This is a genomic window from Rhodococcus sp. 1R11 (genome assembly GCF_004563845.1).
GTDB lineage: Bacteria > Actinomycetota > Actinomycetes > Mycobacteriales > Mycobacteriaceae > Rhodococcoides.
In genome coordinates this window covers 1-14,180 of sequence record NZ_SPNG01000020.1, presented here as the reverse complement: position 1 = coordinate 14,180, position 14,180 = coordinate 1, and the positions used below count along the sequence as shown (strand labels likewise).

Here is a 14,180-nt window from a genome sequence, read left to right as displayed (position 1 = left end):
TGGTGTTCGACCGGCGAGCGAGGGGAGTCTTCACCGATGGCGCAGTATCGGATCGATGATCTCGCCCGTGCCGCTGGTATGACCGCGAGAAACGTTCGGGTGTACCGGGAACGAGGCCTGCTCCCGCCCCCGCAGAAGCGGGGGCGGGCGGCGGTCTACGACGACTCTCACCTGACCCGTCTGCGACTGATCGGCGTACTTCTGCAGCGTGGTTTCACCACCGCGCACATCGCTGACTTCATCGACGGCTGGGAAAGCGGCAAAGACCTCACCGAAGTCCTCGGACTGCAACGTGCCCTCACCGAGCCATGGACGGCCTCCGCCGAGACCGTCACCATCTCTGTCGCCGAGGCCGAGGCACTGATCGGCGATCCCGCTCAGTTGCAGCGGTTGGTGGGTTTGGGACTCGCCCATGTCGAGGCCGATCGCTGCACGTTCACCGATCCGAAACTGCTCAGTGGTTTTGCCTCGCTCGCCGAGTACGGCTTCGATATCACCACACTCCTCGATCTGCACGAGCGTGTCCACGCCGCCGTGGACGCGATCTCGAAAACCATGATTGCAACCGTCAAAAGCCACATCGTCGAACAGCACGGCGAGGGTTGGATACCCCAGGGCGAGGACGTCGGGAGGACGACGCACATGCTCGAGATCATGCGCACACTCAGCGTCGACTCCGTGCAGGCGATCCTCGGCCGCACCCTGGAGGTCAATCTGCGCGAGCAACTAGGCAATTACCTCGAGGTAGCCGTACAGAACACCCCGAGTTCGATCCGTTCGTCGGCCTGAACCGTCCCAGCAAGAACAGTCCGCTGCGTACTCCCAGGGTGTGACACCGGCGCGGGAACCAGTTCGACTTTCTGACTCCACGGCACTCGCGGTGTTGTACATCGGACCGCGCCGGGATCGTCGAAAGCCGATGGCAGCCCGTCTGCATGCCGGGGCACTCCGCGCGCCCTCGCCTTCCCCGAGTTCCGCAATACCGCTCCGTCGTGGCCTCGGCCTCGCCTTGGCGTTCACGACACTGACAGCCAACTATCGCTACGTCGTTCGCGGCGGTCCGATGAATTCACAGACGTTCGGCTCGACCGAGCCGCTCTACCGAACGGGCACGCACGCCCATCGAAACCTACGGGGACCGCACCGGATGATCGAATGCGCCGAAGATCGTCGACTACGACCGGTCTTGGTTTACAGGGTTCAGCGGTGAACCGGTGCATAATGTTGCAGCGCAACGTTTCTCGATTCACAACCTCGCGTGGTTTCCGCAGAGCCGATGCCCCCTCGGCAGTCGACGCCAGTTCCTCTAGTGTCGTCGGGCATGCGTAGGAAATGCCCGGGGCTGCACCGGGATGGGGGATCGACGATGCGCCGCCGGGTGGGCGGCTCGAAAGGCAGCAGGGCAGGCATCGGAGACACCGGCCTCGTCGTCGGTCATTGCGCGTGTTTCTCGGGGCGCTCGAGTGCACGGCCGTCCGTCGAGGAGCACGTCGCCGTGGTCGTCAGGAGTCGCCGGCGACGGGTGTCCACCGACTTCGAATGCGCGAAAATCCTGTACCGTCATCTTGAAAGACTGGCCTCTCCGTGACTCGTGTCGCGACGCCGAAAAGCGTTCGTCATGAGGGGACGAGAGTGGCACCATCTTCGATCGCGTTGTCGAGCAGCAGAGACGACATCACATCCACGGCACAGCACGGTCGAGGGCAGCACTACCCAGATCCGCATACTTCCCGGGGCGCAGGCTCGGGCGACTGCGACCGGGACAGATCGGAAACGAAGTCGATCGCTCGCGCGATCAGACGAGCTGAACTGACGAAGTCCGCCGATCCCGTCCGCGACTACCTCAGGACGATCAGCACGGTTCCACTCCTGGCTGCGGACCAGGAAGTCGAGCTGGCCAAACGAATCGAAGTGGGAGTGTACGCAGCGGAAAAGCTACGCCGCGCGTTCGACGAACGAACCAATCCGAACCGCGACGTGCAACGCGACCTCCGATGGCTGGCGCGCAACGGCGAACAAGCCAAGAGCCACTTGATTCAAGCGAACCTGCGGCTCGTCGTCTCGATCGCCAAACGCTATACCGGCCACGGACTGCCGTTCCTCGATTTGATCCCAGAGAGAATCTAGGTCTTATCCGGGCGATCGAGAAGTTCGACTACACAGAGGGATTCAAATTCTCCACCTACGGAACGTGGTGGATACGCCAAGCAGTGAGTCGCGCCGCCTATGCAACATTGGTGATCAATTGACCAATAATCGATTGTCCGATACGGTAGCTGGGGAGCGGCACCGCGGTGAAGCTTCCGCAATGACTGCGAAGTCGACTCAACGTGATGTCACCGAATTGGGGTTTACATGTCCGAAGCGTCAATGGGCCAGGTTGATTCGGACGTTGCCGCTGCTGCGTCTGAATTGCTGGGGTGTGGGATCGAGCGGGTTACCCAACTTGGTGGCGAGTTCGACCGTACCTATCATCTGAAGGCCGAGGATGGCCGGCGCTTCATCGCGAAGACGGTTCCCGACAACGAAGTGGAACGTGCACAGGTGCGTTGGCAGCACGACTTGCTCGACCGATGCGGACCGGTCCCGAATTTGCCTACGCCCAGCGTGATGCGGGATCCATCGGGGTCCGACACCGCCACCCTTTCGCTGGGGGCCGATCCGTGGTTGTTGTCCTGCTATTCCTGGCTTCCTGGACGAATTGTGGGCGAGATGCCCAGTCACACAGCGGATCTCCTCGCGGCGTGGGGTCGAGCTGCAGGGCATATGGTCGTCGCCTTGGAGGGAATGACCCCCGGACCGGAAATCAGAACAACCCATGAGTGGGACCTCCTGGCTGCACCTCAGGCCATTGCAACGCATTTCGACGCCGTCGCCGATGACGAGGGACGTCGTAGTGTCGAAACCGTGTTGCAGTGGTTCGACGACATAGTCGCACCACGAATTGCGGACCTACCACGCTCGGTCGTCCACCAGGATCTGAACGACCACAACGTCCTTGCCGAGGTCGATTCGTCCGGTGTTCAACGGCTCACCGGAGTCATCGACTTCACCGACGCGCTGTTGACAGCGAGGGTCAGCGAGGTCGCAATTGCCGGGGGCTACGCCATGCTCAGAAAGCCAGATCCGATGGCGGCGCTTGCAACCGTGCTCGACGGATTCGGCGAGGTGGTCGAACTGACCGAACTCGAAGTGTCGGTGCTCTACCCCATGGCCGCGCTCCGCCTCGCGCTCAACGGAGTGCTGTGGGCGTCGAGGAACGCAGCCCAACACGGCAGCTACGGGTGGAAGCGATCCCAGCACACCTGGGCGACTCTGGGGCAGTTGGTCGCACTCGACCCCCGGGAGGTTGTGGAGACGCTGCTTAGTCATCGAGACGCCCCAGATCGACCGATCACCGGGATGACCGACGGGCCTGATGCGGCCGCACTACGGACTGTCCACTAAGTAGGTAGGAGACGTGATGACACGAGGTTCAGTCGGATCGAATGCGAATCCGGTGACCATGGCCAACGGATTCGATCGTGAACGGCTCGACGAGCTTCCCTCTGCGCTGCGCCAGAAGGTGCAGCGCCGCGAGCGGGTGCTCGGACCCGGATATCGGCTCTTCTACGACGTACCGGTCGAAGTTGTCCGGGGGCAGGGAACCTACCTGTACGACTCGGCCGGCAACGAGTTCTTGGATGCGTACAACAACGTGCCGTGCGTCGGGCACTCCCATCCGCGAGTGGTCGACGCTGTACACCGGCAGATGCAATTGGTGAACACCAACACCAGGTACGTCCAGGACATGGTCGTGGACTACGCCGAGGACCTTCTCAGCACCTTCCCCGACGAACTCGGCAACGTCACCTTCACCAGTACCGGCTCGGAGGCCAACGACCTCGCGCTACGGGTGGCGCGACAGGTGACCGGCAGTGAGGGAATTATCGTCACGGCAAACGCTTACCACGGTCTGACGGCCGCGGTCGCCGCATGCTCGCCATCACTGGGTGAAAAATCTCCGCTCGGCCCACACGTGCGGACGATCTCGGCCCCGGACCCGCGGTTGTCGGCTGGTGACCTTTCGGCTCATCTGGCAAGCGAGGTGCGACGGGCGATCGCGGATCTACGGCGGCACGGATTCGGCCTCAGCGCGCTGATGGCTGACAGCATCTTCTCCTCCGACGGCGTCTTCTCGGACCCCCCGGGCTTCCTGGCCACTGCAATGGAAGAGGTGCACGCCGCTGGCGGGCTGTGGATCGCCGACGAGGTACAACCAGGATTTGGACGCACCGGAGCCACGTGGTGGGGATTCCAGCGTCACGGAATCACACCAGACATTGTGACCATCGGGAAGCCGATGGGTAACGGACTGCCGATCGCGGCCGGCGTGTTCCGCCCGCACCTGCTCACCGAGTTCGGCCGCGATATTCGATACTTCAATACATTTGGTGGCAACTCGGTGTCCATTGCCGCAGCGCACGAGGTGCTCCGGGTAATACGCGACGAGAAGCTGATTGCCAACGCCGGTGCGGTGGGTACGATGCTGCGCGATGGGATCGCCCAAATCACCGGCACCGATCCACGTTTCACCGACGTGCGAGGCGCTGGCCTCTTCATCGGCGTGGAGGTCGGCTCGGCCGAGCACCCCGGGCGTCCGGACCCACGGACGGCGGCGTCGATCGTCAACCGGCTGCGCGACCGGCGCGTGCTCATTTCCGCTTCCGGCTACCACGCAAACGTTCTCAAGATCCGTCCGCCGATGGCGTTCCGCGCTGCGGATGCCGACCGGCTGCTCACCGAGCTCGAGTCGGTGGTGAAGAGCGAACTCGATCCGGGCTGATTCGAGCAGGCGCGACGTGTGGCGGCTGTACCGTTTGACGGCACCATCTCGAGCACGCCGTCGGAATTACGCGCCATGGTTACCGCCGTGATTTGCATTTCGGTCGGATCGACGGGGACGACGGACGCGCCCCGGCCGGCAGAGCTCGAAGACGTTCTGTAAGGCTGGTCGGCATCGGATCACGGAGGAGAACGATGGCGACACCGCGGGACCGCTGCACGCGAACCCGTTTCCACTCACAGGCCACCTCGCGCGTGAGCCGCGGCCGGGTGCTCGCCCTGGTCGGCCACCCTCGACTACGTCGATCGCTTTCTACCGGACTCTTTCGGTACCAACATTTGGTGTGTGGGGCCGTGACAGCGGCCACGGCGCTGCGCGACCGGCCCCCGGCCTGTCGTTACGGCAGCCGGGTTCGCTGCCCAGCTAGAGTCCTTCTATCTTCTCCACAACCCCATGAGTGCGGGCTTCGCTCTACAGCGTCGTGGTGGGGCTGTCAGAATTCGGTAAGAGTGCGGTCGAACCCCCCGTCCGGGGTCGATGTCGCCAATCGTCTTTGTGGCTCGTCGGATGTGAAGGTACGACATCATCGCCTCGATGCCACTGGAGCACGGCACTGAAAGGAGGTCAGCTCATGGACCGGGTCGCCACCGAGTATTCGCCTGTTCGGAATGGGTTGCCCAGCAGGTCGACCACCGGAGAGCAGGTTGCCGAACTGATTCGGCAGGCCATCATCACGGGTGCGGTCGGACGCGGCGCGCCCCTGCGCGAAGAGGCGATCGCGGCGCAGTTCGAAGTATCCCGTCGGACCGTGCGGGATGCATTCCGAATCCTGGAGGGATTCGGACTGGTTCGACATCAGCGCCACAAGGGCACCCAGGTCGCCGATTTCGACGCCGCCGACATCCGCGACCTCTACAACACACGTCTGGTGCTGGAGACCGCCGCGGCACAACGGTGGTGCAACGCTGACCCGGCGGCCCCCGACGAAGTGCTCGCCGAACGATTGGGCCAGGCCTTGGATCGGCTGCGCGCCGCATACGAACAACTCGACCCGGTGCAAGTGGTGGAGGCCGATCTCGGGTTTCACGCCGCTGTCATCGGACTGTTGGCCAGTCCTCGCGCCGACCGGTTCTTCGGTTCGATCGCTCGAGAGATGGCGTTCGCCATCACCATCCTCGAGGCCACACAGCGTGAGACGCAGACCCGTCCGGCCCAAGCGCTCGCCGAACACGAAGCGATTCTCCGGGCCTTGCTGGACCGCGACCACGACCGTGCACTCGATTTGATCACCATCCACGTCGAGACCAACTGCCAACGGCTGGTGAGCATCGTGCACGAGCAGGACGAGAGCGCCGTTGGCGCTCTGGGGGGTTAGCCGTCCCGATCACGGTGCCGCTCGGACCGTCGCTCACGGGATGAGGCGGACCAGGCCTTCCTCTATGCTGCGCACCGCCGTCGTGTACTGATATCCCGAAGTACGATGAGATTTGTTGATTCGACAGCCGTGGGCCACCCCGGGGGAGAATGTCGACTTAGAGACCGGTCGGCCTTCCGTCGCTGTCGTCCATGAAGGCGACCGAAGACGTGCCCGCCAAATTCAGGTGTGCGGCCAGCGAATCGAAGTCTGGACGACGGTAGAAAATGGTGTTGGCGATGCCATAGTGCGAGGGTCACTGCCGACCCCGGGCGGGTTCGTGCTGAGGCGGTCATCGCAGGACGTCGACCCGCCGTCAGGACGCAGTAGCCGTACGTTCCTGCGGCCGCACCCATCGGAATTCACTGGACAGGATGCTTTTCGCGCCGACGGTGCCGGGATGACGCCGATTCTTCAGCGCAACCTGTGATCTTCCTGGATCGAGTTACCGCCGTCGACCACTAGGCATTGACCCGTGATGTAGGAAGCCGCCCTGGCGGTCAGCATCAGGATGGAGTGCGCCACCTCATCCGCCGTTCCGGATCTGCCGAGCGGGCAGGAAGCACCTGCTGCCAGCTCGTCCTCTGTGGTCGAGTCTGTCTCGATCCACCCCGGTGCCACGGCGTTGCAGGTGATGCCGGCCCTGGCGTAGTCGATGGCGACCGACCGGGTCAGGCCCACCAAACCCGCCTTGGCCGCGTGGTAGGCCCCGTCGCCGGGAAAGGCGCACACGGGCCCCGATACCGAGGACACGTTGACCACCCGGCCGTATCCGCGTTCGACCATCGTGGGGAGCACCGCACGAGTCATGGTGAACGCGGTGGTCAGGTTGCACCCGATCGAGTTCGCCCAGTCGTGGTCGGTGAGGTGCGCCAAGGTAGCCGTCGAGACGACGTTGGTGACTGCAGCCAGCCCGGCGTTGTTCACCAGGACGTCGATGCGGCCGGTGCGTTCTAGCGCGAGCGCGGCCACCCGACCGGCATGAGCGGGGTCGGTAAGGTCGCCGGCGATGCCGACGGCGTGGATGCCGTCCGCCTGCAACTCCTCCACCCGCTGCTGGACGCGATCCGTGGTCGACGTCACGACCACCGTCAGGCCGGTCAGGCCGAGGAGGCGTGCGGTCGCAAACCCGATACCCGCTGCCGATCCGGCGCCGGTGACGATGGCGGTGCCCAGGTGATGGTCGACAGATTCGCCGTGGGACATGGTCCCCTCTCCAGGTGGTGACGACCGTTGGATGGACAACCGAAGCGTAATCAAGGATCCGATGATCGGTCAATTGGTGACCAATTCTGCCCTTGACGTGGTCGCTCGGATGTTCGATCGCCGTTCCTGTTGCGCATGCGGCCGACGCCGTATATGTTGTGGCGATCACAGTTTGTTTAATTGGTGACCAATGTTGCAATGACTGAGGAGTTGGCCGATGAGCGTAGTCGTCTTCCGAAACGGAACCGTATGGAGAGGCAATGGTCTTCCGGACGCGGATCGGCTCCTGGTCGTAGACGGTCGCATCGCGCCGTGGGACGAGAGTGTGAGCCCGGACCTCTCCATCGACCTCAAGGGTGGACTCTTGGCACCCGCTTTCGGCGACGGTCATGCACACCCCATTCTCGCGGGCCTGGAACAGCAGGGACCGGCAATTCGGGATGCTCACGACGTGTCCGAGATCGTCGAACGGATACAAGCGTGGGCACAGGACCACCCCGACGACGAGTGGATCGTGGCTGCCAGTTACGACGCCACCCTCACCCCGTCCGGGTGGTTCGACGCTCGCTGGCTCGACGCCGTGGTGCCCGATCGCCCGGTGATGCTGCGGGCATGGGATTACCACTCGGTGTGGTGCAACACGCGGGCGCTCGAACTCGCCGGCATCGACAAGGACACTCCGCAGCCCGATGTCGGCAAGATCCCGCGGCGGGAGGACGGTGAACCACTGGGCACCCTTCTGGAATGGGGCGCAGTGGACCTTGCGCTGAGGGTCGCTCCGGCACCCAGTCTCGATCAAGGGGTCGAAGCGTTGGAGTACGCCACGGGACACCTCGCCGCCCGTGGAATCGCCTGGTTCCAGGACGCGTGGGTGGATCCGGACGACATCGAGATCTGGTTGGCGGCTGCCCAGCGAGGTGTGCTCCGATGCCGCGCCGATCTGGCACTGCGGGCGGACCCGCTGCGGTGGGCCGAACAGCGCAACGAGCTTGCCGGGCAACGCGATCGCATCCGTGCTGCACCTCATCTCACGTGCAACACCATCAAGTTCTTCGTCGACGGAATCATCGAAAATCACACCGCGGACATGCTCCACGACTATGCCGATGCGTGCACCCGTGGCATGAAGGTATGGCAGCACGATGAGCTCCTGGCCGCCGCGGCATTCGTCGACGAGCTCGGCTTCGAGTTGCACCTTCACGCCATCGGTGATGCCGGAGCCCGCTCTGCCCTCGACGCCGTGGAGCACATCCAAGCCGTCAATGGTCCTCGAGACCGACGCCCGGTCATCGCCCACGCTCAACTCGTCGACGACGACGACCTGCCCAGGTTTGCCGAGCTAGGTGTCATCGCGTGTTTCCAGCCGTTGTGGGCCACCACGGATGACGTCATGGAGCAACTGACCCTTCCGAGGTTGGGACACGAGCGAGGCCACCGGCAGTACCGCATCGGCTCGGTCTTGAGGTCCGGCGCGCCGATGAGCTTCGGCAGTGACTGGCCCGTCACCAGTGCAGACGTCCTGCCGGCTCTGCAGACGGCCGTCACCCGGGCACGCCAAGACGGCACCCCACACGGTGGCTGGATGCCGGAGGAACGCATAGACATCGTCAATGCACTCGATATCGTCACCCGCGGCGTCGCTTATCAAGCCGGCGCGGAGACCAGCCGCGGTGTGTTGAGCGACGGCTTCGAGGCGGACCTGGTGTGGTTGTCGGCCGACCCGCGGCAGTCACCCGTGAGCGACCTGAGTTCGATATCGGTTCTCGGCACCTGGGTCGCAGGAATCCCTACCTACCAATCGAATTCAACGTCCAGCGCCCTGCCGGCGCAGATGGAGCGTACTCGTGTCTGAAACATCACCGACCTCGTCCGCCCCTGCACTGCGGCGGGTCATGGGCGTGCCCGGACTGGTCCTCTTCGGATTGGCCTACACAGCGCCGCTGGCAGTGTTCACCACTTACGGCGTCGTGAACGAATCGACGTCAGGCCATGTGGCGACCGCGTATGTGATCACACTGATGGCGGTGCTCTTCACGGCGGGCAGCTACGCCGCCTTGGTCAGGGCTTACCCGGTCGCCGGTGGCGCGTATACCTACTCCCGGCGGGCCTTCGGCGGAAACGTCGGCTTTGTCACCGGCTGGGCGCTGATGCTGGATTACCTGTTGCTACCGCTGATCAACTACCTTCTCATCGGCATCTATTTGAACGCCGAGTACCCGGCGGTGCCCATCTGGCTGTACTCACTCTTGGGGATCGGTGTCGTCACTGTTCTCAGCGTCGTGGGAATCACGGTGGTGCGTAACGCAAATCTCGTCATGGTGGGGCTGCAGATGGTGTTCGCGTCGGTGTTTGCGATCCTTGCGGTCAAGCACATCGTCGAGAACCCGGGCGTCTCGCTCCTACAGCCCATTTACGACCAAGGTGTCTCCCCGGCGACGTTGTTCACAGGAGCCGCGACGCTGGCGCTGAGTTTCCTTGGCTTCGACGCCATCTCGACGATGTCCGAAGAAGCGCGGGACCCACGCCGCACGGTGCCACGAGCAATCATGCTGACCGTCGCCATCGCCGGGCTCATCTTCATCGCAGTGTCCTACCTGGCTACACTGGTGCAGCGCGATCCGTCTGCGATCGTGGATCCGGACTCCGCGGCAATCGAGATCATGGGCATGACCGCCGGACAGTGGCTCCAGACATTCTTCCTCTTCAGCTATATGGCCGCGTGTGTGGCCGCGGCTCTGGCCTCTCAGGTCAGCGTGACGAGAATTCTGTATGCGATGGGCCGGGACGGGGTGTTGCCCCGTAAATTGTTCGGTCGTCTCAGCCGCAGGTTCCAGACCCCGGTCGGTGCGATCGCGATCGTCGGAGTCATCTCGTTGGCCGCGTTGGTGGCCGACCTGGCGACCATGGCCTCGATTGTGAGTTTCGGTGCGCTGGCGGCATTCTCGGTTGTCAACCTGGCGGTCATCAAACTCTTCCTCGTCGACGCCACCGAACGCACGCCGTGGCTTCTGATCAGGTACGGGCTCGCCCCCGCAATTGGCTTCCTCCTCACCTTCTATTTGTGGTTCAGCCTGTCTCGTCTCGGCTTGATCGTCGGACTCGTCTGGATCGTCGTCGGCGTCTTGTACCTCGCCGGCCTCACCCGAGGCTTCCGCAGGGCCACACCGGAAATACAGTTCGACGCCGAACATGCACCATTGATTCCCCACGACGATGACAAGGTCGTAACACCGTGAGCAACAAGATGACTGGCTACGACTTCTTCGCACAGCCGGAGATCGCCGCCCTGCGCATCAGCGACGCTGAGGCGGAGAGTATCGGGGCGCAACACTTCGGCCACCCGGTGATCGCCGAATCGCTCGGCAGCCAGCAGGACCAAAACTTCATGCTCACCACCGACAATGGTCGGCGCATCGGGGTCCTCAAAATTGCGAACCCGGTGTTCTCCGAAGCCGAGGTAAGGGCGCAAGATGACGCCGCCGAAGTCGTGCAGAGAGCCGAGCCCCAGGTGCGACTGGCCACGGCACTTTCCGGTGTCGACGGGCGGACCCACAGAACCGTCCGGCACTCGGACGGGACGTTGCTCATCGCGCGTGTTCTCCGCTATCTGCCCGGTTCCACCGTCGAGGCCGACACGTACCTGGGGGCCGACGTCGCCCGGCAGATGGGTGATGTCTCTGGTCGTGTCAGCAGAGCGCTGCGCTCGTTCGACCATCCCGGGCTCGACCGCACGCTGGCTTGGGATCCACAACACGTTCCGGCTGTGACGGAGAAGCTCATCTCCTACCAGGACGACGAGGGTCGCCATGACCAGCTGCTCCACGTCGTGGCCCAAGCGTGGAAGATCCTGGAACGGCTTGCCGGGGAACTTCCGCGTCAAGCCGTCCACCTCGACCTGACCGACTCCAACCTGATAGCCGAGCCCGATAACGCTCGGCGTTACGACGGTATCCTCGACTTCGGCGACCTCTGCCGAACGTGGGCCGTCGCCGAACTCGCCAATACGGCAACCTCGGTCCTGCACCATCCCGGTGCGGACGCACTGTCGGCGCTCCCGACGGTCACGGGATTCCACGCGGTGCGGCCGTTGTCCCCCGCCGAGGCCCAGGCCGTCTGGCCGTTGGTCGTGATCCGTGCGGCGATTCTGGTCCTCAACGGCACGATGCAGGTCAGCATCGAGCCGGACAACGAGTATGCCGTGACCGGGCTGCTCGACGAGTGGCGAATGTTCGACGCGGCGGTGGCAGTACCCATCGAGGTCATGTCCACCCTGATCTGTGACGCGCTGTCGGTGCCGCGACCCGATGGGGTGACGCTCCCGAACGACTACGTTCCGCTCGCCGCCGGGCGGCCCGCGGTGCTGGACCTCTCGACAACCGCACCGGTGTGGGACCGCGGTGCCTGGCTGCACCCGGATGACATCGAAAGGGCACTGGGCGACGCCGCGCGCGCGACGGGAGCGAGTGTCGTGGTGAGTAGATACGCACAACCTCGCCTCGATCAGACTGCACCTCTTCGGGATACCGAACCCGCCACGTTGCCGACCTTTTGCGACGCATGGTTCTTCGAGACAACCGCGCTGCGCGCGCCGTGGGCGGGCGTGACGCGAAGAACCGATCACGGCTTTTCCCTGTCCGGCGCAGACGTGGCCCTCGACGTCACACTCGACGCCGAGGACGACGCAGCCCTGCGAGGACTGCAGATCGGCGAGGTGACGGCAGGTTCGCCACTGACGACGGTTACGGCAGGGCACCGAATCCGCGTTCAGGTTCGCCACGCCGACGGTCCGGTTGTGCCCTCATTCGTCACCCCTCGCTATGGCCCGGGCTGGCTGGCTCTCACCGCCGATCCGGCAGCGCTGCTCGGCATCCCCGATGGCGGTTCACCCGAATCGAGTGCTGCATTACTCGAACGCCGCGGACGGTACCTCGCCGACGTTCAGGAGCACTACTACGTGAACCCGCCGCGGATCGAGCGGGGCTGGCGGCACCACTTGCTGTCGACCGACGGCAGATCGTATTTGGACATGGTCAACAACGTTGCAATGCTCGGCCATTCGCACCCTCGGTTGTCAGATGCCGTTGCCCGCCAGTACGAACTACTCAACACGAACTCGCGGTTCAACTACTCGGCCATCGCCGAGTTCACCGCAAAGATCGCCGCTCGGCTGCCACCGTCGCTCGACCAGATCTTCCTGGTCAACTCGGGCTCGGAGGCAAGTGACCTTGCTATGCGGCTGGCGCTGGGGGCAACCGGAAGGCAGCACCTCGTCTCGATGGGGGAGGCGTACCACGGGTGGACCTACCTCACCGATGCAGTCTCCACGTCGACGGCGGACAACCCCAACGCCCTGACGACTCGTCCCGAATGGGTCCACACCGTGGAATCCGCCAACTCCTATCGCGGAAGATACCGCGGGGCTCAGGCTCACCAGTACGCGCAGGATGCCGTTGCCGCGATCGGCAAACTGGCTGCCGACGGTGTCGACCTCGCGGGGTTCATCGCCGAACCCGTCTACGGAAATGCCGGGGGAATGGCGCTTCCTGACGGGTACCTGAAGGAGGTCTACGCCGCGATACGCGACGTCGGGGGACTGGCGATCGCCGACGAGGTTCAAGTTGGATACGGCCGTCTGGGACAGTGGTTCTGGGGTTTCGAACAGCAGGACGTAGTGCCCGATGTCGTCTCGGTGGCGAAGGCGGTGGGCAACGGGTTTCCGCTCGGGATCGTGGCGACGACGAAGGTCATCGCCGACGCCTATCGGTCCCAGGGCTACTTCTTCTCCTCTGCCGGTGGCAGCCCCGTGTCGTGCGTGGTCGGGAGCACGGTCCTGGACGTCCTCGAGGACGAGGACCTGCAGGGCAACGCCCGTCGTGTCGGCGGGCACCTCAGGGGGCGTCTTTTGGAACTCGCGGAACGGCACCCGATCATCGGCACGGTCCACGGTCACGGTCTGTATCTCGGAGTCGAGTTGGTGCGGGACCGAGACACTCTGGAGCCCGCGACCGAGGAGACACGGGCGATCTGCGAACGGATGTTGGACAAGGGAGTGGTCATCCAGCCCACGGGCGATCGGAACTGCGTGCTCAAGGTGAAGCCTCCACTGTGCTTGGACCAGGCGGGGGCGGATTACTTCGTGGATGCGCTCGACATTGTATTGACCGAAGGCTGGTAGACATCCCACTCGCTCGACGGGTAAGCGCGCCCCGGCTCGCTGCCGACAGCCGAATGAGCGAGAGGACGAGTGTCCAGTAATGACAGAAATTGAGGAGACAGTAATGACTAGCTATATCGTCACCGATCCGGGTTCCGGTGAGGAGCTGAGGTCGTTCCCCGTCGATACCGACGCCGAGATCGATTCGAAGCTGGACGCTGGGCATGACGGGTACAAGTCGTGGGCTCGTACGACGATCGAGGAGCGGGCGGCGCTGCTGCGACGCCTCGCTCAACTTCACGAAGACCGTCAGGACACCCTCGCCGAGATCGCGCAGAGGGAGATGGGGAAGTCACGCGAGGATGCCCTCGGTGAGATCGGTGTGTGCGTGTCGATTTATCGGTACTACGCCGATAATGCCGCGGCGTTCCTCGCTGACGAGACGATCGACGTTTTCAGTGGGCCGGGTACCGCCATCGTTCAACGACGGCCCATCGGCATCCTTCTCGGCATCATGCCGTGGAATTTCCCGTACTACCAGGTGGCGCGGTTCGCCGGTCCGAACCTTGCTCTGGGCAACA

At 63.8% G+C, this 14,180-nt stretch carries 9 protein-coding genes and 1 pseudogene; 9 read left to right on the top strand and 1 reads right to left on the bottom strand.

The genetic code is table 11. From position 1 onward, the window contains the following. The first annotated feature begins 36 nt into the window (after positions 1-36). From E4P29_RS24620 to E4P29_RS24600, 5 genes and pseudogenes are all read left to right on the top strand, one after another. Positions 37-789 carry a MerR family transcriptional regulator gene (locus E4P29_RS24620; RefSeq protein WP_135047716.1) on the top strand — a complete coding sequence of 251 codons (753 nt, stop codon included), beginning with the start codon at positions 37-39 and terminating at the stop codon, positions 787-789. 981 nt (positions 790-1,770) lie between these two features. Next, a pseudogene (locus E4P29_RS24615) lies at positions 1,771-2,222 on the top strand (sigma-70 family RNA polymerase sigma factor); the annotation flags it as partial. A gap of 133 nt (positions 2,223-2,355) precedes the next feature. Beyond that, entirely contained in the window at positions 2,356-3,447 is a 1,092-nt protein-coding gene (locus tag E4P29_RS24610) for a phosphotransferase (RefSeq protein WP_135047714.1), read from the top strand. Positions 3,448-3,463: 16 nt separating this feature from the next. Next, positions 3,464-4,825, top strand: a complete 1,362-nt coding sequence (locus tag E4P29_RS24605; RefSeq protein ID WP_245154475.1) for an aspartate aminotransferase family protein — start codon at positions 3,464-3,466, stop codon at positions 4,823-4,825. Positions 4,826-5,456: 631 nt separating this feature from the next. Continuing rightward, entirely contained in the window at positions 5,457-6,200 is a 744-nt protein-coding gene (locus E4P29_RS24600; RefSeq protein ID WP_245154474.1) for a GntR family transcriptional regulator, read from the top strand. A gap of 453 nt (positions 6,201-6,653) precedes the next feature. Here E4P29_RS24600 and E4P29_RS24595 read toward each other — a convergent pair whose 3' ends face one another. Then, entirely contained in the window at positions 6,654-7,445 is a 792-nt protein-coding gene (locus E4P29_RS24595) for an SDR family NAD(P)-dependent oxidoreductase (protein ID WP_135047712.1), read from the bottom strand. 217 nt (positions 7,446-7,662) lie between these two features. Here E4P29_RS24595 and E4P29_RS24590 point away from each other — a divergent pair, with 217 nt between their 5' ends. The 4 genes from E4P29_RS24590 to E4P29_RS24575 all read left to right on the top strand — a co-directional run. Next, positions 7,663-9,297, top strand: a complete 1,635-nt coding sequence (locus tag E4P29_RS24590; RefSeq protein WP_135047710.1) for an amidohydrolase — start codon at positions 7,663-7,665, stop codon at positions 9,295-9,297. 40 nt (positions 9,298-9,337) lie between these two features. Further along, positions 9,338-10,681 (top strand): APC family permease, encoded by a 1,344-nt coding sequence (locus E4P29_RS24585; protein WP_135047797.1) that lies wholly within the window; start codon positions 9,338-9,340, stop codon positions 10,679-10,681. A gap of 8 nt (positions 10,682-10,689) precedes the next feature. Continuing rightward, the gene (locus tag E4P29_RS24580) at positions 10,690-13,620 is read left to right on the top strand and encodes an aminotransferase (RefSeq protein WP_167735605.1); all 2,931 of its coding nucleotides are present in this window, start codon (positions 10,690-10,692) and stop codon (positions 13,618-13,620) included. Between the two features lie 103 nt (positions 13,621-13,723). Next, a partial coding sequence (locus E4P29_RS24575; protein WP_135047706.1) for an aldehyde dehydrogenase family protein occupies positions 13,724-14,180 on the top strand: 457 nt, incomplete at its 3' end.

Coding starts and splice junctions, on each gene's coding strand:
- E4P29_RS24620 (WP_135047716.1), top strand. CDS start 37: ATGGCGCAGTATCGGATCGATGATCTCGCCCGTGCCGCTGGTATGACC.
- E4P29_RS24610 (WP_135047714.1), top strand. CDS start 2,356: ATGTCCGAAGCGTCAATGGGCCAGGTTGATTCGGACGTTGCCGCTGCT.
- E4P29_RS24605 (WP_245154475.1), top strand. CDS start 3,464: ATGACACGAGGTTCAGTCGGATCGAATGCGAATCCGGTGACCATGGCC.
- E4P29_RS24600 (WP_245154474.1), top strand. CDS start 5,457: ATGGACCGGGTCGCCACCGAGTATTCGCCTGTTCGGAATGGGTTGCCC.
- E4P29_RS24595 (WP_135047712.1), bottom strand. CDS start 7,445: ATGTCCCACGGCGAATCTGTCGACCATCACCTGGGCACCGCCATCGTC.
- E4P29_RS24590 (WP_135047710.1), top strand. CDS start 7,663: ATGAGCGTAGTCGTCTTCCGAAACGGAACCGTATGGAGAGGCAATGGT.
- E4P29_RS24585 (WP_135047797.1), top strand. CDS start 9,338: ATGGGCGTGCCCGGACTGGTCCTCTTCGGATTGGCCTACACAGCGCCG.
- E4P29_RS24580 (WP_167735605.1), top strand. CDS start 10,690: ATGACTGGCTACGACTTCTTCGCACAGCCGGAGATCGCCGCCCTGCGC.